This window comes from Actinoplanes sp. NPDC049118, from assembly GCF_040648555.1.
Taxonomy (GTDB): Bacteria; Actinomycetota; Actinomycetes; order Mycobacteriales; family Micromonosporaceae; genus Actinoplanes.
In genome coordinates, this window is record NZ_JBEZDY010000015.1 from 94,383 (window position 1) to 115,136 (window position 20,754).

Here is a 20,754-nt window from a genome sequence, read left to right on the forward strand (position 1 = left end):
TGCCTGTCGCGCCGCCCGGCTGTGTGCCGCCCGGCTGCGTGCCTGTCGCGCCGCCCGGCTGTGTGCCGCCCGGCTGCGTGCCTGTCGCGCCGCCCTGCTGAGGACCGCCGTTCTGGGCGCCGCCGGGGAAGGCGCCCATGCCGCCCGGGCCGCCGGGGAACGCGCCACGCTGACCGCGACCGCCGCCCGGGCCGCCGCCGGGGCCGCCGCGGCCGCCGAACCCGCCGCCCTGCCCGGCCGGCCCGGCCGACGGGATGGAGCCGGTGTGCGGCTCGGACGCCGTCTGCACCGCGTAGGCCGCCGGGCCGGCGAGCACCCCCGCCAGCGCCAGCCCCGCGGTCGCCACCGCGATCCGGGCGGGCAGCCGCAGCGCGGCGAGCACACCGAGGGCCGCCGCGAGGCCACCGACCAGGACCACCCAGCGCAGCCACGGCAGGAAGTCGGCGCTGCGCGCCAGCAGGTGGTACGACCACCACGCGCTCACCGCGATCGTCGCCGCCAGACCTAGCGCGGCGAGCACGTTGCGCCGGTGGCGCCAGAGCAGCGCCGAACCCATGCCGACCACCGCGCCGATCGCCGGTGCCAGGGCAACCGTGTAATAGGCGTGGAAGATCCCCTGCATGAGGCTGAAGACCAGGCCCGTGCCGACGAGCCAGGTGCCCCACAGGATCAGCCCCGCGCGCAGCCGGTCGGTGCGCGCGGCCCGCACCGTGAGGACCAGCCCGGCGACCAGCAGGATCAGCGCGGCGGGCAGCAGCCAGGACACCTGGCCGCCCTGCGAGGCGTCGAACATGCGCAGCAGGCCGGTCTCTCCCCAGGCACCACCGCGGTTACCGCCACCGCCACCGACGCTGCCGGTCTCGTCGCCGTTTAGCCGGCCCAGGCCGTTGTAGCCCAGCGTCAGCTCGAGCAGGCTGTTGTTCTGCGAGCCGCCGATGTAAGGCCGCATCGAGGCGGGCACGAGCTCGACTATCGCGATGTACCAGCCGGCCGAGACCACGATCGCGAGGCCCGCGAGCAGCAGCTGCCAGATCCGCCGTCCCAGCCTCGGCGGGCCGGCGACGAGGTAGGCCAGCGCGAACGCCGGCACGACCAGCAGCGCCTGGAGCATCTTGGTGAGGAAGCCGAAGCCGACCAGGACCCCGGCGAGCGCCAGCCATCTGGTCGAGCCGTTCTCGATGGCCCGCACGGTCGCGTACGCGCCGGCGACCATCAGCAGCACCAGCAGCGCGTCCGGGTTGTTGAACCGGAACATCAGCACCGCGACCGGGGTCAGCGCGGACACCGCGCCCGCGATCAGGCCGGCCGCCGGGCCGTACCAGCGGCGGACCGTGGCGAAGAGCAGTCCGGTCGTCGCGACGCCCATCAGGGCCTGCGGGACGAGGATGCTCCACGCGTTCACGCCGAAGATCCGGGCCGACAGCGCCATCACCCACAGCGAGGCGGGCGTCTTGTCGACGGTGATCGAGTTGGCGGCGTCGGACGAGCCGTAGAAGAACGCCTTCCAGCTCACCGATCCGGCCTGCACGGCCGCCGAGTAGAACGTGTTTCCCCAGCCGGAGGCCCCCAGCCCCCAGATGTAGAGGACGCCGGTGAGTAACAGCAGGGCGAGCAGCGCGGGCCGCACCCACGGCGCGTCGTCGGTGCGGCCGCGGGTGAACGCGGACCAGCGGGACCGGGTTCGTTCCGCCGCCGGTGGTGCGGTCGGTGGTGGCTCGGCCGGCGACACCATCGGCGGTACGGGCAACGTCGAGGTCATCGAGGATCCTTAGGGCAGGCGGAAGCACTGGCCTGGTTACTGTCTTCCGCCCGCCTGTCGGACCCTTATGCCGTTCCTGTGCGCGCCCTGTGAAATCCGTTCAGGCGGCGCGGCGCTTCGCCGAGGCCGTGGCGAGCCGGTTCAGCACCTCGACGGTCGGCTCCCAGCCCATGCACGCGTCGGTGACGCTCTGCCCGTACGCGAGCTCGCCGCCGAGGTCCTGCCGGCCGGGGATGAGGAAGCTCTCCAGCATCACGCCCCTGATGCCCCGCTGGCCGGCCTCGAGCTGGCCAGCGACGTCGTCGGCGACGATCGGCTGGCGCAGGTGGTCCTTCTCGCTGTTGCCGTGCGAGCAGTCGACGATGACCCGCTCGGGCAGGCCGGCGGCCTTCAGCTGCGCGAGCGCGGCGTTGACGTCGGCGGCGCTGTAGTTCGGACCCTTGCCGCCGCGCAGCACCAGGTGGCAGTCCGGGTTGCCGGTGGTGTGCATGATCGCCGGGGTGCCGGAGACGTCGATGCCGGGGAAGACGTGCGGCACGGCGGCGGCGTTGATCGCGTCGATGGCGGTGGCGATGCTGCCGTCGGGGCGGTTCTTCATGCCGATCGGCATGGACAGGCCGGAGGCGAGCTGGCGGTGCACCTGCGACTCGACCGTGCGGGCACCGATCGCGCCCCAGGCCACGGTGTCCGCTATGTACTGCGGGGTGATCGGGTCCAGGAACTCGACACCGACCGGCAGGCCCCGGCCCAGCACCTCGACCAGCAGCGACCGGGCCATCCGCAGGCCCCGGCCGACGTCGCCGGTGCCGTCCAGGCCGGGGTCGTTGATGAGCCCCTTCCAGCCGACGGTCGAGCGCGGCTTCTCGAAGTACACCCGCATCACGACCAGCAGGTCGTCGGCGAGCCGGCTGGCCTCGTCCTTGAGCCGGTCCGCGTACTCCGCGGCGGCGACGGGGTCGTGCACCGAGCACGGCCCGACGACGACGAGCAGGCGCGGATCTCGGCCGTCCAGCACGGCCTCGACCTGCCGGCGGCTGTCCAGGACGGTCCCGGACAGCTCATGCGTCAGCGGCAGCTCGTGATGGAGCAGCGCGGGGCTCATCAGCGGCACGATGGAGTCGATGCGCTGGTCGCTGACCCGCTGCACCTCGGGGATGGTCACGGCTGTCTTCTTCTCCTCCGCCGGTGCCCGGGGCCGGCGGCCCGGGTGGTGCCGGCTTTCGCAAAAACGAAAGGCAGCGACGATTGTCGCTGCCTTGGCCGGCCCTACGGGGGTGTCTCAGGTCATGGGATCATGGCTGAGGCACCGGCGGGAGCCGGCCTCGTAAACCACTGATACCAGAAGGACACGCGCAGAGCTTAGCCCATCGGGGCGGGGGAGTGTCCGTCAGCCGGGGTATGTGCACGTGCAAGTTGCTGTGCTGCCATTAAGCGCATGAACAACGCGAGCGCGCCGTACCTCCTGGACGGCCTGGCCGAGCTACCGCCGGCACGGCGACGGCAGGCCGTGGCGATGGTCGTGCTCAGGGTCTGGGAGACGCCGGCTGTCCTACTGAATGAGATTCCGCCGACCCAGGCGCTGACGGCGATCGCCGCGATAGCGGCGGGGCTGCCGGGCGCGGCCGGCCGGCCCTGGGTCGACGACCGCCTGCGGGCGGCGGCCTGCCCGAACGTGACGAGCGAGCTGGCCGGCCGCGCGCTGTGCGCCCTGGACGTGATCGTGGGCCGGGACAGCGCATCGGTACCGCTCGAGCTGCACGTGACCGACGGCGAGGCGGCGGGTGCGCTGCTGAACGAGCTCCGGGACGTACTGATGGACGGCCTGCGCCTGGGCCGCTGACCGGCTACCGGCCGACGTACTGGTGTTCCGGGCGCTGCGGCACCGTCGCCGCCGGCAGCCGGACGGTGAACTCCGTGCGGCCCGGCGCGCTGCGCACCGACACCGTTCCGCCGTGTGCCGTCACCACCGCATGCACGATCGACAGCCCGAGTCCGGTGCTGCCCGCCGCGCGGGAGCGGGATCCGTCCCCGCGCGCGAACCGCTCGAAGATGTGCGGCTGCAGGTCCGCCGGGATGCCCGGGCCCTCGTCGGTCACGGTCAGCAGCGCGGCGCGGTCGTCCCGGCCGACCCCGACCGTGACCCTCGTGCCCTCCGGCGTGTGCGTACGCGCGTTCGCCAGCAGGTTGGCCAGCACCTGTTGCAGCCGCTGCCCGTCGCCGGTGATCGTCACCGGCTCCTCCGGCAGGTCGAGGCGCCAGTCGTGCCGGGGTCCGGCCGCGTGCGCGTCGCTGACCGCGTCCACCACCAGGGCCGTCAGGTCCACCGGCTCGTGTGCCAGCGGCCGCCCGGCGTCCAGGCGGGCGAGCAGCAGCAGGTCCTCGACAAGCGTGGTCATGCGCTGCGCCTCCGACTCGACGCGGCGCAGCACGTGGGCGATCTCGTCCGGTACGGGCTGCCGGCTGCGGCGGCTCAGCTCGGCGTAGCCGCGGATGGCCGCGAGCGGCGTGCGTAGCTCGTGGCTGGCGTCGGCCACGAACTGGCGTACCTGCGTCTCGCTGGCGTGCCGGGCCTCCAGCGCGTCGCCGACGTGGTCGAGCAGCCGGTTGAGCGCCGAGCCGACCTGGCCCACCTCGGTGCGGGGGTCGGTGTCCGCGGCCGGCACGCGCTGGGCGAGCTCTACCTCGCCCCGGTCCAGCTCCAGCTCGGAGACCCGGGTCGCGGTGGCCGCGACCCGGCTCAGCGGCTTGAGGGTACGGCGGATGATCACCGCTCCCGCCCAGCCGGCGACGAGCAGCGTGACGAGGACGGTCCCGCCGGTGACACCGGCGATGTTGAGGAGCGTGGCCTGGGTGTCCTGCAGGGGCAGGGCGGTGACCACGGTGGTGCCGTTGTCGAGGACCATGGCGATCGCGCGATAGTCGCCCAGCGTGCCGCCGAGGTCGATGTCGACCGGGTCGCCGCCCGGTACGACCGTCGCGAGCCGGTTCACGGTGTCGGCGGGAAGCTCGGCGAACTCGTTGCGCTGTCCCTGACGGGAATCGGTCTCGGTGTCGCCCGGTAGGTACCGCACGATGCCGCCGTCCGTCGCTTCCACGCCGGTGCCCGACCGGGTCAGCCCGACGCTGATCTGGCCGGACTGCGCGCCCGGTGGAGGGATCAGGTTCAGGCCTGTCGGGCGTTGGCCGCCCGGCCCGCCGGGCCGCGGGCCGATGAGTGCGCGCCGGCCGGCCTCGCGGAGCTGGTCGTCGAGGCGTTCGTAGAGGGTCTTGTGCAGGTAGAGCTCGGCGGTGCCGCCGACGACCAGGCCCAGCAGGACCAGCAGGCCGACCATGATCGCGACCAGCCGGGTACGCAGGGGCCAGCCCGCCGGGCTCCAGCGGGCCGGGCGGGGCGGCGTTTCAGTCGGCGGGTTTGAGGACATAGCCGGCTCCGCGCATAGTGTGGATCATGGGAGTCCGGCCGGCGTCGATCTTCTTGCGCAGGTAGGAGATGTACAGCTCCACCACGTTCGCCTGGCCGCCGAAGTCGTAGTGCCACACCCGGTCCAGGATCTGGCTCTTGCTCAGCACCCGGCGCGGATTGCGCATCAGATACCGCAGCAGTTCGAATTCCGTCGCGGTCAGGGTGACCTGGTCGCCGCCGCGGCGCACCTCGTGGCTGTCCTCGTCCAGGCTCAGGTCGCCGACGATGAGCTGCGACTCCGTCCGCATTCCGGAGTTGGTCGAACGGCGCATCAGCCCGCGCAGCCGGGCCACGACCTCTTCCAGGCTGAACGGCTTGGTGACGTAGTCGTCGCCGCCGGCGGTCAGGCCGATGATCCGGTCCTCGACGGAGTCCTTGGCGGTCAGGAAGAGCACCGGCACGTCGGGCGACTCGCCCCGCAGCCGGCGCAGCACCTCGAGCCCGTTGAGGTCGGGCAGCATCATGTCGAGCACGACGGCGTCGGGGCGGAAGTCGCGGGCGGTCCGGACGGCGGTCTGCCCGTCGCCGGCGCTGCGCACGTCCCAGCCCTCGTAGCGCAGGGCCATCGAGAGGACCTCGGCGAGCGTGGCCTCGTCGTCGACCACGAGGACCCGGACCGGCCCGCCGTCCGGCCGCCGGAGCTCCGCTCCGGCCTCTGCGTTCGCCATCGTCATGCCCCAACTGTCGCGGGCCACGCTTTGCACCGCCTATCCGCTTCCTGTGTAGCACCTGTGCGTCTCTGCCACAGATCGTCCCCCGGGCGTGGGTGACCGGCCCGGAGCGTGTCGGAATCGGACTAAAAGCTCAAAACTCCGCATAATAGCTCACAGTGCAGCGCGGGCGAGCGGAGGAACGGGTGCCAGCAGGCCGTATCGGGGGTGTGCTCGCCGTGCTCGCTCTGGTCCTGCTGCCGGGGTCGGCGGCCGCGGAGGCGCCGTACCCGCCCGGCATCAGCGCCGACACGGTGCGTACAGCGACGCTGGGTCCCGGGACCATCGCGGCCGGCGGCGCACACTCCTGTGCGATCACCAGCCTCGGCGGCCTGTACTGCTGGGGAGACGACTCGTCGGGGCAGCTCGGCGACGGCGCCCGGGCGCACGCCTTCGGCCAGGTGGTCTCCGCCCTGCCGGCCGCCGTCCAGGTCGACGCGGGCGCGGCGCACACCTGCGCGATCGACCTGCGCGCAAGCGCGCACTGCTGGGGCGACGATTCGGCCGGGCAGCTCGGCGACGGCGCGAACGCCGACCGGGACGCCCCGGTCAAGGTCGCCGCCCTGGCCGGCCGGAACCTGGTGGAGATCACCACCGGCGCCCGGCACTCCTGTGCAGTCGACGACGAGGGCGTGGCCTGGTGCTGGGGCGACGGCTCGCACGGCCAACTGGGCGCGCCCGGGGTGCGGGGCTCGGCCGTGCCGGTGCGGGTCGGCACCCGGACAGGGATGCGCGACCCGGTCGTGGACATCTCCGCGGGGCGGGACACCACCTGCGCCACGACCGCTGCCGGCGCCGCGTTCTGCTGGGGCTCCGACGCGTACGGGCAGCTGGGCACCGCCGGGCGCGGCGACCGGGACGAGCCGGCGGCCGTCGCGGCGCGCGGCGCCCGGCGCGGCAAGATCCGCGAGATCGCGGTCGGCGGGACGCAGGCCTGCGCGGCCGACGCCGAGGGAAAGGCCTTCTGCTGGGGCGCCGGGGCGGGCGGGGCGAGGTCCCAGCCGGTCGCCGTCGGCTTCGCCGGTGCGCTCGGTGGGATCGCGGCGGGCGGCGGGCACGCCTGCGGGCTGGACCGCTCCGGGCGGGCGTTCTGCTGGGGTGCGGGCGCGGACGGCCGGCTCGGCAACGGCGGCGTGGCCCGGCGGACGGCGCCGGTCGGCGTGCGGGCCGGGTTCGCGCTGCGCGAGGTCGACGCCGGCGACGAGCACACCTGCGCCTTCGACACCCGCGGGTACGCGTACTGCTGGGGTTCCGGCGCCAACGGCCGGCTCGGCACCCCGGTACCGGCCGGTCGCGCCGTACCGGTGCAGGTCAAGGGTCTGCCGAGACCGCCGACGGCCCCGAAGGACGTCCGGGTGCGCGCGCTCGACGGCGGCCTGCGGGTCAACTGGCGGCCGCCCGCGGACCTGGGGTCCGGGGAGTTCCTGTACTTCTGGGCGACGACGGCCGACTACCGCTCGACGTGCACGCTGCCGGTCGCCGCGGCGGACGGCTGCGAGCTGGTCGGCCTCGAGAACGGCCGGCGGTACGACGTGGCGGTGCTGGTACGCACCCGCGACGGCCTCACGGTCAGTGACCTCGTCACGGGCGTCCCGGCCGCGGTCGCGCCCCTGCCGTCCGGCATGCCGCGGCCGCGCCGGATGCCCGTGACGGTGCTGCCCGGCGACGGCGCGGGGGAGCTGGTGACCGGCCTGAGCCCGCTCGCGCTCGTCGCGCTCGGCACGATGCTGCTCGGCGGCGGCCTGGCGGCCCTGCTGGTCAGGAAGGAGTAACCCGCTCGGGCGTCGCCCGCAATCTGCGCCGCGAGGCTTGCGGAATACGGCGAATTGTCGGGAAGCTTGGGGCAGCGGAACACTCGCCGTACGGCCGATGTTGTGCCAGCGTTGGTCAAGTCGCCGGCTGAGCGTGGGGAGCGGGTTTGTGGATCTTCTCGAGGAGTACCGCAGGGCCACCTTCATCTTCGAGTCCGGCGACCCGCTCGGCGCCGCCCGCCTCCTGGAACCGATAGTCGAGGCGGAACCACACAACGCGGCGGTCCGGCAGCTGCTGGCCCGCGCCTACTTCAACTCGGCCCAGCTGGCCCGGGCGGAGGGGCAGCTACGGGCGCTGATCGAACACGACCCGTCCGATCACTACGCGCACCACGTCCTCGGCCGGACCCTCGAGCGGGCGGGCCGTTTTCGCGAGGCCCTGCCGCACCTGCGGCTGGCGGCCGCGATGAAGCAGCACGACGACTACACCGACGCGGTGCGCCGGGCCGAGACGTGGTTGGGCAAGAACGAGGGCGCATAGGATCGCGAGCGTGAAGCTCAAGCTGGATCTCCACGACATCTTCAACCGCGGCAGCGAGATCGACAAGGCGCTGCGCGGCATCATCGACGAGGCCATCCAGAAGAAGGCGACGCTCGTCGAGATCATCCCGGGCAAGGGATCGGGAGCCCTGAAGAAGAAGGTACTCCGCTTCCTGGACCAGAAGGAGATCAAGCAGCTCTACCACCGGGTGGAGAAGGACGGCGACAACTGGGGCAGGCTGTTCATCCACTTCCGGTTCGAGTCGGCACAGGGGCGCGGCCGGCGCGGGCGGTGACCTCTCAGAGGGTGTAGGTGTGCGCCACGGCCAGCATCTCCGAGCTGTGTGAGCCCGTGACGCCCACGTCCGCCGGGCGGGGCTGGAAACCCGGAAGGGTGGAGAGGCCGTCGCTGGCGTCCATGACGCGGAGCTTCAGCGGCGCGGTGCCGCGTACCGTCATGGTGATCTCAATGCCGTCCGCCGGCGGCGCGTGGAAGACGAGGCCGAAACCCCACGGGCCGCCCGCGGTCCGGTCGGCCGGTACCGGGCGGCCGGCGACGGTGGCCTGCGTGACCGCCGCCTCGGCGCCCACGTGCAGCGTGACCAGCCGGACCGGGCGTTGCGGCGTCAGCCGCAGCCGGATCGTGCGCAGGTCGCCGGCGGTCGAGTCGTTCACCTTCGTCAGTTGCGGCGCGGGCAGCGGCGCGGCCTGAGCCGCGCCGGCGAGCAGCAACTCGTCGCCGAACGCCGGCAGGGTCCCGGTCACGGTCGCCGCCGGGCCGGCCACGTACTGCGCCGTCCACTTCTGCGGTGCGGCCTCCGCGCTCAGCCAGCGCGCCTGGTTGGTGTCGGTGTCCAGGGCGTACATGAGGTGGGTCGGCGCGGGGTGTGCCGCGTCGAAGCGGTCCACGACCAGGCCCGCGGTGGTGCAGGCCACCAGGGCGAGCGCCGCCGCCAGCGCCGGCAGGGCGCCCAGCCGGCGGGCGCGGGCGGCGACCAGTCCCCGCTGGCCACCGGCCTCCGGATGCAGCAGGTCGATCACCGGAAGGACGGCGAGGCCCAGCAGGGTCGCGATGAACGCGCCCGAGGCCGCGAGGTTCAGCCCGAGCGCCGGGAAGAACATGATCAGTGTCGGGAGCAGCACGACTACCGCGACCGCCGCGCCCAGCGTCAGCGGCAGGAGCGGCCACCAGCCACGCAGGAACACGGCGGCGATGCCCGCGAGCGCGCCCGCGAGGGCCGGCAGCGCCGTCAGATACGACCCGCCGGGTGCGAGCGCCGCCAGCGTCAGGCCGAGCACCGCCAGCCAGCCCAGGCCGCCGATCGCCAGCGCCGCCGGGCCCAGCCGGCGGCGCAGCAGCGCGTACCAGGCAAAGATGATCATCGCGGTAAGGGCGAGGATCGCCAGCCGGTACCAGAACGGCCGGTACGGGTCGATGGGCTGTTCGGCGTAGCCCGGACGGATGACTTTGAGCAGCGCCCAGAGGAGCTGGGCCAGCACCGGTACCACGATGATCGGCACCAGGGCCAGGCCGAAGCCCGCCGCGAGCCGGCCGCCCGTCGCCAGGCCGCGGCGCCGGGCCAGCCAGGCCAGGGCGAGCACGGCCAGCAGCGCCAGCGCGGCCAGCGGCCAGGTCAGCGCGCCGGGGTAGACCGCCAGCCCGCCCGGCACCGGGAAGTAGGTCGCGTCGCCGCCGGACCTCAGCCCGGCCAGGTCGCGGTCGCCGAGGTCGCGGGTCAGCGCCAGCGCGTTGTCGCCGAGGTGCTGCAGGCTGTCGGTGTCCATCGCGGCCGGCGTGTCCGTCGGCGCGTGGTACACCGCCGCGCCGTCGATGTACGCGGTGTTCAGCCCCGTGAAGCCCCGCTCGCGGAACGCCGTGAAGTCCGTGTCGTTCGGCAGCCGGCGGTAGATCTCGACCGCGAACGAGGTGCCGACCGGCTTCGGTGCCTTCGCGAACGCGCCGACCAGGCCCGCGTTGTCCGCCGCCGTCTCGAACATGATCGCCGGGCCGCCGCTGCCGCGGGCCTCCAGGTTGAGCACCACCCCGCCGTCCCGGGCCAGCGGGTGCTGCTCGACGAAGGCCTGTGCGCCGCACAGGCAGGCCTCCTCGGCGTCGGTCAGGACGAAGACGACGTCGTTTCGCAGGCGTGGCCCGCCGGCCAGGGCCCGGGCCGCCTCCAGCACCGTTGCGGTGCCGGCCGCGTCGTCGTTGCCGCCCGGCCCGGTCTGCGCCGAGTCGTAGTGCGCGACCAGGAAGATCCGTCCGGTCGACCCGGTGCCCGGCAGCAGCGCCACGACGTTGCGGACCTGGGCCAGGCCGGTGCCGCCCGCGCTCGACGACAGCTCGCCGCCCTGAACCGAAACGGTGTCCTGCACCTCGGGGTCGAGGCCGGCGGCGCGCAGGGTGGCGAGCACCCGGCCGCGTACCGCCGAGTTGGCCGCGCTGCCGGCCGCGTGCGGCTCGATGGCGATCGCCCGGACCTGCTCGAACGCCCGGCCCGCGCTGAACTCGGCGGCCGGTGCGCCGGCCGGTCGCGCCGCGGGCGGTCGCACGGACTGCACTGCCAGCGCCGCGACCACCGCCAGCACCACCACCGTGACCAGGGCGGCCCACCTCCGCGGCGCGGGACGCGCCAGGGCCCGCGACGCGGCCTCGATCCGGGGCACGTCCACAGCAACCTCCCGACGACGGTGGTGCCTGACATCTAAGCGCCTGCGAGTCGGCCCGGGTACCCCCGTGATCGTCAGGCCGGTGGCATAGCTTTGTCCGGTGACCGTCCCGCTCGACCCCCCAGCCGTGTTTGCCGAGTTCATCGAACGGGTCGCCTGCTACGACCCCGCTCCCGAGTCCGGCCCCGTCGCCGTCATCGGCCTGCGCACCGCACTGGGGGAGGCGACCTTCCAGGTCAGCGACCATGTCGTGCGGGCGATGTGCCGGGCGCTGGAGGCGTACCGGGATCCCGACGACCGGGGGCGCTGCATCTCCTGCGGCAGCCGCAGCCTCGACGAGAACCTGCACTGCCGGGACTGCGGCCGGCTGCACGGCATCCTCGGCGAGGTGATCGTCGAGCACGCCCGCCGGGTCGCGGCGGATCCCTCGTACGGCCCGCAGGGGTGAGCCGGTCGTCCGGCCCGGGCGGCCGGTGTTGTGCACCCGCAGCCTGTGGTGGACTATCAGCGGGTCACGCCCGAAGGAGTCGAGCCATCAAGCGTCCCCACCGCCCCGGTGTCGTCGTTACGCGCGCCCTCTCGCGCGGGGTGGCGCGTTGATCGAGCATTCCCTGGCCGGCTCCCCGCCTGCACTGAAGGCCCCGGAGCGGCTGCGCATCCTGCTGGTCGAGGACGACGAGGGCGACGCCTTCCTGGTTCGCGAGCTGCTCGCCGAGGCCGGCGCGTCGTTCGACCTCCAGGTGGCGACCACCCTGCGCGAGGCCCGGTCGAAGATGCGCGGCGTGCAGTGCGTCCTGCTCGACCTGGGCCTGCCCGACGCCGAGGGCATCGACGGGCTGCGCAAGCTGCTCGCGGTCGCCGGCAGCGCCGCGGTGTGCGTGCTGACCGGGCGCTCCGACGAGCATCTCGGTGTCGCGGCCGTGGCCGAGGGCGCCCAGGACTACCTGGTCAAGGGGCAGGTCGACGGCGTCCTGCTGGTCCGGGCGCTGCGCTACGCGGTCGAGCGCAAGCGCGCGGACGAGAACGCCCGGCGGCTGCGCGAGGTGGAGCTGCGCCAGGCCGAGTCCGCGCGCCTCGAGCGCGGCCTGCTGCCGCAGCCGCTCATGCAGACCACCGAGGTCGCGGTGCACACGTTCTACCGCTCCGGGCGGGCGCTGGGCCTGCTCGGCGGCGACTTCTTCGACGTGGTGCAGGTCGGCGCCGATCGGCTGCACGTGATCGTCGGCGACGTCTGCGGCCACAGCGTCGACGAGGCGGCGCTGGGTGCCGAGCTCCGGGTGGCCTGGCGGGCCCTGGTGCTCGGCGGCGTTGCGGAGGATCAGATCCTCGCCGCCCTCGAACAGGTGCTGATGAGCGAGCGCCGGGCCCGCGAGGTGTTCGTCACGGTCGCGTCGGCCGTCATCGACCTCGCCGCCAACCGGGCCACCGTACGGCTCGCCGGCCATCCGCCTCCGGTGCTGCTCACCGGCGACCGGGCCGACCCGGTGGCCGCGCGCACGGGCATCGTCCTCGGCGTCCGGCCCAGCCCGACGCCCGCGACCGAGGTGGAGTTCTCCGGCCACGACTGGTCCCTGCTGCTGTACACCGACGGGCTGATCGAGGGGCGCACCGGCGTCGGCGACGAGCGCCTCGACGTGGACGGCCTCTGCGGTCTGCTCGGCGATCCCGCCGCGAAGGAGGTGCCGCTCGCGGCCCTGCCGGCCTGGCTGGTCGGCCGGGCCGAGGAGGGCAACGGCGGCCCGCTGCCCGACGACGTGGCCATGCTGCTGATCTCCCGGGGCGGCGGACGATGAGCCTGTTCAGCGTGCGCACCTGGACCCTGCGCCGGAGGGTCGTCGCCCTCTGCCTGGCCGTCGGCCTGGTGCTCTCCGTGCTCGGCGTCTTCGCCGCGATCACCGCGGCGAACAGCAACAAGCAGATCGACGTCATCCTCAACAAGACCACTCCGATGCGGGCGGCCGGCGAGCGGCTCAGCACCGCGGCCGTCGACCAGGAGACCGGCGTCCGCGGTTTCGCGATCAGTGGCGACGAGAACAACCTCAGGCCGTACACGGACGGGCTGGCCGCCGAGGAGCGGCTCCTCTCCGAGATCGACAAGCTCAACGAACAGGACGGCACGGCCGACGCCCGGGTCAGCGCGGTGCTGGCGCTGGTGCGGCAACGGGCCGACGCCTGGCGGGCCGCCGTCGCCGATCCGGTGATCGACGCCGTTCGGACGCAGGGCCCCGAGACCGGTCAGGCGCTGGTCGAGGCGGCCAGCACCACGGAGTTCGACGCGCTGCGGGACTCGATCAACGACCTGCAGCGCGAGATCCTGGTGGTCCGCCAGAAATCCGCCGACGACGCCAAGCGCACGGGAACGGTTCTGGTCGCACTCGAGGTCTTCGCCGCGGTCGTGGTGATCCTCGCCGGCGCCGCGCTGCTGCTCCTGCTCGACCGGCTGGTCACCCGGCCGGTCACCGAGCTGGCCGAGCAGGTCCGCGCGGTCGCCCGCGGCGACTTCGACCGGCCCATCACCAGCGAGGGCTCGCCCGAGCTGCGCACGTTGGCCGACGACGTCGAAGGGATGCGCCGGCAGATCGCCGCCGAGCTCTCCGAGGTGCGCGAGGCGCGCCAGCAGATCGAGTGGGTCAACGAGCAGCTCAAGGTTCAGGCGGAGGAGCTGACCCGCTCCAACCGCGACCTCGAGCAGTTCGCCTACGTCGCCTCGCACGACCTGCAGGAGCCGCTCCGCAAGGTGGCGAGCTTCTGCCAGCTGCTGCAGCGCCGGTACGCGGGCAAGCTGGACGAGCGCGCGGACCAGTACATCGGCTTCGCGGTGGACGGCGCGCAGCGGATGCAACGACTGATCAACGACCTGCTGGCGTTCTCCCGGATCGGGCGGCTCACCGCGGGCTTCACGGACGTCGACCTGGACCGGGTGCTGACCGAGGTCAGGTCGCAGTTGGAGGGCCGGGCCGGCGGGGACGCGGAGATCGTCTGGTCCGACCTGCCGACGGTGGAGGGCGAGGAGCCGCTGCTCACCACGCTCTTCGTCAACCTCATCGGCAACTCGCTGAAGTTCCGCCGCGCCGACGTTCCGCCGGTCATCACCGTCTCCGCGGAGCTCGCGGAGGACGAGTGGCGGATCAACGTCCGCGACAACGGCATCGGCATCGAGGCGGAGTTCGCCGACAAGGTCTTCGTGATCTTCCAGCGGTTGCACGCCCGGGACGCCTACGAGGGCACCGGCATCGGCCTGGCCATCGTCAAGAAGATCGTCGAATACCATGGTGGACGGATCTGGATCGATCTTGACGTTGCCGAGGGGACCTCGATCTATTTCACCCTGCCCCTGCTGGCCGGCGTTCCGGTGCGGGAACCACAGCAAGCCGCCGAAGGAGGATCCGCGTGACTGGTGCTATCCGGCAGGACGGCACGCCCATCGAGGTGCTGCTCGTCGAGGACGACCCCGGCGACGTCCTGATGACCCAGGAGGCGTTCGAGGAGCACAAGGTCCGCAACCGGCTCACCGTCGTCTCCGACGGCGCCGAGGCGCTGTCCTACCTGCGCCGCGAGGCTCCGTACGAGAATGCGCTGCGCCCCGACCTGATCCTGCTCGACCTCAACCTGCCGCGTCGCGACGGCCGCGAGGTGCTCGAGGAGATCAAGAAGGACGACGACCTGTGCCGCATCCCGGTCGTCGTGCTGACCACGTCCTCGGCGGACGAGGACATCCTGCGCAGCTACCAGCTGCATGCGAACGCCTACGTGACCAAGCCGGTCGACTTCGAGCGGTTCATCTCGGTGATCCGCCAGATCGACGACTTCTTCGTCAGCGTCGTGAAGCTGCCACCGCGTGCGTGACGACCTGGTCGACCAGGTCACCTCGCTCGTCCGCGAGGTGGCGCAGACCGTGGTGCTGCCCAGGTGGCGGCACCTGAGCGACGCCGAGATCCACCAGAAGTCGCCCGGCGACCTGGTCACCGTCGCCGACCAGGAGGCCGAGCGGGCGCTGACGGCCGGGCTGACCGCGCTGCTGCCCGGCTCGCAGGTCGTCGGGGAGGAGGCCGTGGCGGCCGACTCCGGCGTGCTGGGCCGGGTCGGTGACGGCGGCGCCATCTGGATCGTCGACCCGGTCGACGGCACCAACAACTTCGCCGCGGGCAAGACGCCGTTCGCCGTGATGGTCGCCCTGCTGCGCGACGGCGAGCCGGCCGCGGGCTGGATCCTCGACGTGGTCGCCGACCGGATGACCGTCGCCGAGGCCGGCAGCGGGGCGTACGCGGACGGCCTGCGGATCAAGTCCCGCACCGACTCCCCGCCCGCGGGCGCCCTGACCGGCGCGGTCTCCCGCAGCTACTTCCCCGACGACGTGCGGGCGCGCATCGAGGCGGGTGTACACGCGCTCGGCACAGTGACCCGCGGCCGCCACTGCGCCGGGTACGAGTATCCGGCGGTCGTCGCCGACGAGCAGCAGTTCGCGACGTTCTGGCGGATCCTGCCGTGGGACCACGTGCCGGGCTCGCTGATCGTCTCCGAGGCGGGCGGCACGGTGCTTCACCTGGACGGCTCGCGGTACCGCCCGACGGACTCCGAGCGGGGCCTGCTGGTCGCGGCGAACGAGGACATCTGGGCGACGGTGCACGCCGCGCTCTTCGCCTAGGGAGCAACGCATGTCCGCGTACCTGGAGGAGTTGTTCGGACTGAGCGGACTGACCGCCGTGGTGACGGGCGGCAGTTCCGGGATCGGGCGCGCGATGGCGGGCGCGCTCGGCCGGGCGGGCGCCCGGATCGTCCTGGTCGCGCGGCGGCCCGGGCCGCTGAAGGAGACCGCCGAGGAACTGGTCGCCGAGGGCGTGCGGGTCGGCACGGTCGCCGCGGACCTCGCCGACCGCGCGGCGCTCACCGCCGCGGCCGACCTGATCATCTCGGAGTACGGCGACCCGGACGTGCTCGTCAACGCGGCGGCGGTGAACCGGCGCCCGCCGATGGACGAGCTCACCGACGACGACTGGGACGTCACCCTCGCCGCCAACCTGACCGCGCCGTTCCTGCTGGGGCAGCGTTTCGGGCCGGCGATGGCGGCGCGCGGCCGGGGCCGGATCATCAACGTCGTCTCGCAGCAGGCCTTCCGCGCGTACGGGAACAGCGGCGCCTACGGCGTTGCCAAGGCGGGCCTGGTGGCGCTGACCAGGTCGCAGGCGGAGGCGTGGTCGGCGCGCGGCGTCTGCTGCAACGCGGTGGCACCGGGGGTGGTGCACACCCCGCTGACCGAGCCGGTCTTCGCCGATGAGGAGAAGGTAGCCGCGCATGCCCGCCGCACGATGATCGGCCGCAACGGCGTTCCTTCCGATTTTGCCGGTTGTGCCGTTTATCTGGCGAGTCCTGCTAGCGCTGCGGTGACCGGCCAAACACTCTTCGTCGACGGTGGATATTCGGCGACCTGACCGACCTGCCGATATCGCCCGTGGCGGGGTAGAGTCACCGCGCTCACGACTTGGGAGGTAGACCGTGGCGGCGACTCTCCTGCGCCGGCTCCAGCCTGTCCTGGCACTGCTTGCTGCCGTGGCCGTAATGGTCGTCGCCGCGCCGGCCGCGCACGCCGAACCCGACGACGAGGGCGGGACGAAGACCCTCCGCGCGGCCCTCGAGTCGGCGGCCAAGGGCCACATCGAGGCCAAGAACAGGCTCGATGCCTCCAAGAAGCGCCAGGTCCAGCTCGGTGAGACGCTGAAGCAGGCCAAGCAGAAGGCGACCGAGCTCGAGAGCCGGGTCGGTGAGATCGCCAACCGTTCCTACCGGCAGGGCCGCTTCAACACCATGACGCTGCTGCTCAACAGCACCTCGCCGGACACTTTCATGGAGCGTGCGCTGCGCCTCGACCAGATGGCACAGGTCGACGGCAAGGCCCTGACCGGCTACCAGGACGCGGTCACCACGGCCGAGCAGGCGAAGACCGCCCTCGACCTGGAGATCAAGGAGCAGAAGAAACAGGTCACGGTCATGGCCAAGAAGAAGGAGCAGGCCGAGCAGGCGCTGGCCAGCGTCGGCGGCGGAGCCGTCGCCGGCGGCTTCATCAACCCGAACTCGCCCCTGGCCAAGGCCGCACCCCGCAACTCCGACGGCTCCTACCCCAAGGAGTCCTGCACGATCAACGACCCCACCACCTCCGGCTGCATCACGCCGCGGCTGCTCAACTCGTACCAGCAGGCGAAGGCGGCCAGCTTCAAGCGGTACACGTCGTGCTTCAGCCAGCGCTCCTCCGGCGAGCATCCGAAGGGACGGGCCTGCGACTTCTCCGCGGCGGCCGGCGGTTTCGAAAACGTCAACGCCTCCGGGGGCGACCGGACCTACGGCAACAATCTGGCCGCCTACCTCGTCAAGAACGCGTCGCGGCTCGGCGTGCTCTACGTGATCTGGTACCGGCAGATCTGGTCGCCGGGCACGGGCTGGCGGGCATACAGCGGATCGGGCGGTCCGTCTGCCACGCACACCAACCACGTGCACCTTTCAGTCATCTGACAGGTGGGCGCCGGTAGCATCCGCGCGATGGAGACCTCCCCGCCGCGTGCCCTGCCGTCCGGACTCGCCACCGGGCTGGTGTTCTTCGCCAGCGGCGCGGTGCTGGTCCTCGAGATCGTCGCCCTGCGGCTGGTCGGGCCGTACGTCGGCGTGACGCTTCAGGTGAGCAGCTCGGTCATCGGGATATCGCTCGCCGCGATCGCGTACGGCACGTGGCTCGGCGGCCGGCTCGCCGACCGGCACGACCCGCGGGTCCTCCTCGCCCCGGCGCTGCTCCTCGCCGCGATCACCACCGTCGGCACCCTCCCGCTGGTCCGCTGGGGCGGCGAGATCATGCGCGGCGGCACGGCCCCGGCGGTGCTGCTGCTGGCGGCGATGGCCGTCTTCCTGCCCGCCTTCCTGCTCTCCACGATCACGCCGCTGACGGTGAAGCTGCAGCTCGGCGACCTGCGCCGGACCGGCGAGGTGGTCGGCCGGCTCTCCAGCTTCGGAACGCTCGGCGCGATCACCGCCACCCTCGGCACCGGCTTCGTCCTCGTCGCGGCGATGCCGAGCAGCTGGATCGTGCTGACCCTGGCCGGGGCGCTCGCCCTCGCCGGCTTCGGGCTCGGCTGGTGGCTGCGCCGCACCAGCCCCGGGCTGACCCTGCCGGGCCGGCCGCGGACCCGGGCCGTGGTGGTCACCATCGGCCTGTTCGGCGCCGGGCTGGGCGCCTCGGCGCCGACGCCGTGCGACGTCGAGACCGCCTATCACTGCGCGCGGGTCGACGCCGATCCGTCCGCGCCGGGCGGCCGGACGCTGATCCTCAACTCGGCGCGGCACTCGTACGTCGACCTCGCCGACCCGACGCACCTCGAGTTCGCGTACGTGCAGTGGCTCGGTGCGCTGGTCGACGTCGCCAAGGCCGCCGCCGCCCCGATCGACGTCCTGCACCTGGGCGGCGGCGGATTCACCGTGCCGGGGTACGTGGCGCAGACCCGGCCCGGCAGCGACCAGCTCGTCCTCGAGCTCGACGGCGGCCTGGTCGACCTCGACAAGAAGGAGCTCGGCCTGCGCACCGGGCCGAAGCTGCGGGTGCGGGTCGGCGATGGGCGGGTCGGGCTCGCCGAGCAGCGGACCGGCGCGTACGACCTCGTGATCGGCGACGCGTTCGGGCACCTGGTGGTCCCCTGGCACCTCGCCACCCGGGAGATGGCCGCCGACATCTCGCGGGTGCTGCGCGCGGACGGCGTCTACGCGCAGAACGTCATCGACTACCCGCCGGGCCGCTTCATCCGGGCCGAGACGGCCACGGTCGCGGCCGTCTTCCCGCACGTCGCACTCGTCGCGCCGCAGGCCGCCCTCGACGGTAAGACCGGGTCGAACTTCGTGATCGTGGCCTCGAGGTCGCCGCTGCCGCTCGACGAGATCCGCAACCACCTCGATCTGGTCGACGAGCCGGTGCGGCTGATCTCCGGCGCCCAGCTGGACGGGTTCGTCGGCGGCGCCCGGGTGCTGACCGACGACTACGCACCGGTGGATCAACTGTTGGCGGGGTGATTCCGGACAAAGAGCGTTGCGCCGGTCAGACCGCCGTGAACAGCCGGAGGTGTTTTCCGGGACCCACCGTGGGAGGGCTGTGAGCGGGCAACAATCGGCTCATGGGGTGGCTGGCGACCGGCAGAAGAGGTGGCCTTGTCGGTGATCGATACCGCCTGATCGAGCGGCTCGGCACCGGCGGGATGTCAGTGGTCTGGCGTGCACACGACGAGGTCCTCGGCCGGGCCGTCGCGGTCAAGGTGCTCTCCCCGCAGCTCGCCACCGATTCCCTGTTCCGCGACCGGCTGCGCCAGGAGGCGCTGGCCGCGGCCCGGCTGTGCCACCCGCACATCACCGGGATCTTCGACTTCGGCGAGTCCCCGCTCGACGAGAACCTCACCGTCCCGTACGTGGTGATGGAGCTCAACGACGGCGAGTCGGTCTCCGCCCGGCTGCGCCGGCAGGGCTCATTCCCGTGGCGCGACGCGGTGATCATCGTGGCCGAGGTGGCGTCGGCGCTGGCGGCGGCGCACGCCCGGGGCGTGGTGCACCGCGACGTGACCCCGGCCAACGTCATGCTCACCGGCGCCGGGGCCAAGGTCGTCGACTTCGGCATCTCCGCCGTGATCGGGCAGCGCGACGCCGCGGCCGACGGCAGCCTGCTCGGCACCCCCGCCTACCTCGCACCCGAGCGGCTCAGCGGCAGCTCGGTCTCGCCGGCCACCGACGTGTACTCCCTCGGCCTGCTGCTCTACCGGACCCTCACCGGGCGGTTCCCGTGGCCGGCCGGCAACACGACCGAGGCGCTGCGCGCGCACCTGTTCGCGGATCCCGAACCCGTACCGTCGCTGCCCGGCCTGCCGCCGGAGGTCTCCGACCTCTGCCTGCGCTGCCTGGCCAAGCGGCCCGAGCAACGGCCGGCCGCGGCCGAGGTGGCCGCGACGCTGGCGGCCCTGGTCGGGCTGCAGCCGATCATCCCGCCGGTGGCGGCCCGCGACGCCACGCCGCGTCCCTCGCCGCACCCGCTGCCGCGGCCGGCGGCTCGCCCGGTCCGGACGACCGGCCTCCGGCCGCGTACCGGGTCGGGACTCGCCCGGGCCCTGCGGGCCGGCGGCCCGCGGCCGCTCGGCGGCGGGCTCTTCCGCGGCGGCGCCCTGGTGCACGACCTGTTCACCGGCGGCCGGTTGGGCGACGCCGTCGTGGCCGGCCGGCACCGTCTCCAGGCGGGGGTCGCCACCGTCATCCTCGCCGCGACCATGGGCCTGGCCTGGTCGTCCAGCCGCGAACCGGTCGACGTCGGCACCGCGCAGGCCGCGGCGGCGGGCGCCGGGACGGGCGCGGTCGCGCCGCACGGCAGCGGGTGCAAGGTCCGATACCGCGTCCAGCACGACTCCGGTACCGACTTCGGTGCCCAGGTCACGGTGATCAACACCGGGGAGCACGTGCTGTCGGAGTGGCGGCTGGAGTTCGCCTTCGCGGGCGGGCAGCGGCTCACCGAGTCGCCGAAGCGGCTCATCCAGCGCGGACGCAAGCTGATGCTGCACGCCCGGGACGGTAAGGACCTGCGGCCCGGTCGGTCCGACACCATCGCGCTGAGCGGCAGCTACCGGATAAGCAACCCGCTTCCGTTGGCGTTCAGGCTCAACGGCCACAAGTGCCGGGCCGAGGTGCTGGGCGCGGTGCTGACACCCGACACGGCGGAGGCGCCCCCGGCCTCGCCCAGGAAGCCGGCCGCGTCCACTCCCTCGCCGCCACCGCGGAAGGCGCCGGCTCGCGACCCGGCTCCGGCGCCGAGGAAGGATCCGCCGAAGTCGGGCTTCTCGGTGAAGATCTGAGCGC

At 73.1% G+C, this 20,754-nt stretch carries 18 protein-coding genes; 13 read left to right on the top strand and 5 right to left on the bottom strand.

What is annotated here, in order from left to right; translation table 11 throughout:
* On the bottom strand, positions 1 to 1,759 hold a 1,759-nt coding region (locus AB0B58_RS24260; RefSeq protein ID WP_360227639.1), incomplete at its 3' end, for a glycosyltransferase family 39 protein.
* 100 nt (positions 1,760 to 1,859) lie between these two features.
* Complete coding sequence (locus AB0B58_RS24265) at positions 1,860 to 2,921, bottom strand: 3-deoxy-7-phosphoheptulonate synthase (protein ID WP_360227642.1); 1,062 nt, start codon at positions 2,919 to 2,921, stop codon at positions 1,860 to 1,862.
* Between the two features lie 273 nt (positions 2,922 to 3,194).
* Between AB0B58_RS24265 and AB0B58_RS24270 the strand changes: the two genes are divergently transcribed.
* Entirely contained in the window at positions 3,195 to 3,599 is a 405-nt protein-coding gene (locus AB0B58_RS24270; protein ID WP_360227645.1) for a hypothetical protein, read from the top strand.
* Positions 3,600 to 3,603: 4 nt separating this feature from the next.
* Here the strand turns inward: AB0B58_RS24270 and AB0B58_RS24275 are convergent, their stop codons facing one another.
* Positions 3,604 to 5,181 (bottom strand): HAMP domain-containing sensor histidine kinase, encoded by a 1,578-nt coding sequence (locus AB0B58_RS24275; protein ID WP_360227648.1) that lies wholly within the window; start codon positions 5,179 to 5,181, stop codon positions 3,604 to 3,606.
* Positions 5,159 to 5,896 carry a response regulator transcription factor gene (locus AB0B58_RS24280; protein ID WP_360227651.1) on the bottom strand — a complete coding sequence of 246 codons (738 nt, stop codon included), beginning with the start codon at positions 5,894 to 5,896 and terminating at the stop codon, positions 5,159 to 5,161. Before AB0B58_RS24280 ends, AB0B58_RS24275 begins: the two co-directional genes overlap by 23 nt.
* A 182-nt stretch (positions 5,897 to 6,078) precedes the next feature.
* On the opposite strand from AB0B58_RS24280, the gene AB0B58_RS24285 reads away from it, so the two are divergent.
* The 3 genes from AB0B58_RS24285 to AB0B58_RS24295 all read left to right on the top strand — a co-directional run bounded on the left by AB0B58_RS24285 (position 6,079) and on the right by AB0B58_RS24295 (position 8,519).
* Entirely contained in the window at positions 6,079 to 7,704 is a 1,626-nt protein-coding gene (locus AB0B58_RS24285; protein ID WP_360227654.1) for a hypothetical protein, read from the top strand.
* Between the two features lie 148 nt (positions 7,705 to 7,852).
* Positions 7,853 to 8,224, top strand: coding sequence for a tetratricopeptide repeat protein (locus tag AB0B58_RS24290; RefSeq protein WP_360227657.1), 372 nt, complete (start codon positions 7,853 to 7,855; stop codon positions 8,222 to 8,224).
* A 10-nt stretch (positions 8,225 to 8,234) separates the two neighbouring features.
* Positions 8,235 to 8,519, top strand: a complete 285-nt coding sequence (locus tag AB0B58_RS24295; RefSeq protein ID WP_360227660.1) for a Smr/MutS family protein — start codon at positions 8,235 to 8,237, stop codon at positions 8,517 to 8,519.
* 4 nt (positions 8,520 to 8,523) lie between these two features.
* Here the strand turns inward: AB0B58_RS24295 and AB0B58_RS24300 are convergent, their stop codons facing one another.
* Positions 8,524 to 10,890: a M28 family peptidase gene (locus AB0B58_RS24300; protein WP_360228076.1), complete on the bottom strand. Its 2,367-nt coding sequence runs from the start codon at positions 10,888 to 10,890 to the stop codon at positions 8,524 to 8,526.
* Between the two features lie 103 nt (positions 10,891 to 10,993).
* Between AB0B58_RS24300 and AB0B58_RS24305 the strand changes: the two genes are divergently transcribed.
* From AB0B58_RS24305 to AB0B58_RS24345, 9 genes are all read left to right on the top strand, one after another.
* A complete protein-coding gene (locus AB0B58_RS24305; protein ID WP_360227663.1) occupies positions 10,994 to 11,341 on the top strand; it encodes a hypothetical protein in 348 nt (115 codons plus the stop codon).
* Positions 11,342 to 11,489: 148 nt separating this feature from the next.
* Positions 11,490 to 12,686 carry a fused response regulator/phosphatase gene (locus tag AB0B58_RS24310; protein WP_360227666.1) on the top strand — a complete coding sequence of 399 codons (1,197 nt, stop codon included), beginning with the start codon at positions 11,490 to 11,492 and terminating at the stop codon, positions 12,684 to 12,686.
* Positions 12,683 to 14,287, top strand: coding sequence for an ATP-binding protein (locus AB0B58_RS24315; protein WP_360227669.1), 1,605 nt, complete (start codon positions 12,683 to 12,685; stop codon positions 14,285 to 14,287). Before AB0B58_RS24310 ends, AB0B58_RS24315 begins: the two co-directional genes overlap by 4 nt.
* Positions 14,284 to 14,739: a response regulator gene (locus tag AB0B58_RS24320; protein WP_360227672.1), complete on the top strand. Its 456-nt coding sequence runs from the start codon at positions 14,284 to 14,286 to the stop codon at positions 14,737 to 14,739. Before AB0B58_RS24315 ends, AB0B58_RS24320 begins: the two co-directional genes overlap by 4 nt.
* Positions 14,732 to 15,538 carry an inositol monophosphatase family protein gene (locus AB0B58_RS24325; protein ID WP_360227675.1) on the top strand — a complete coding sequence of 269 codons (807 nt, stop codon included), beginning with the start codon at positions 14,732 to 14,734 and terminating at the stop codon, positions 15,536 to 15,538. The genes AB0B58_RS24320 and AB0B58_RS24325 overlap by 8 nt, the downstream gene beginning before the upstream one ends.
* A 10-nt stretch (positions 15,539 to 15,548) precedes the next feature.
* The gene (locus AB0B58_RS24330) at positions 15,549 to 16,322 is read left to right on the top strand and encodes an SDR family oxidoreductase (protein ID WP_360227678.1); all 774 of its coding nucleotides are present in this window, start codon (positions 15,549 to 15,551) and stop codon (positions 16,320 to 16,322) included.
* A gap of 64 nt (positions 16,323 to 16,386) precedes the next feature.
* Complete coding sequence (locus AB0B58_RS24335; RefSeq protein ID WP_360227681.1) at positions 16,387 to 17,397, top strand: hypothetical protein; 1,011 nt, start codon at positions 16,387 to 16,389, stop codon at positions 17,395 to 17,397.
* Between the two features lie 27 nt (positions 17,398 to 17,424).
* On the top strand, positions 17,425 to 18,936 hold the full coding sequence (locus AB0B58_RS24340) for a fused MFS/spermidine synthase (RefSeq protein ID WP_360227684.1): 1,512 nt from the start codon (positions 17,425 to 17,427) through the stop codon (positions 18,934 to 18,936).
* 101 nt (positions 18,937 to 19,037) lie between these two features.
* Entirely contained in the window at positions 19,038 to 20,750 is a 1,713-nt protein-coding gene (locus AB0B58_RS24345; RefSeq protein ID WP_360227687.1) for a serine/threonine-protein kinase, read from the top strand.
* Positions 20,751 to 20,754: the final 4 nt, after the last annotated feature.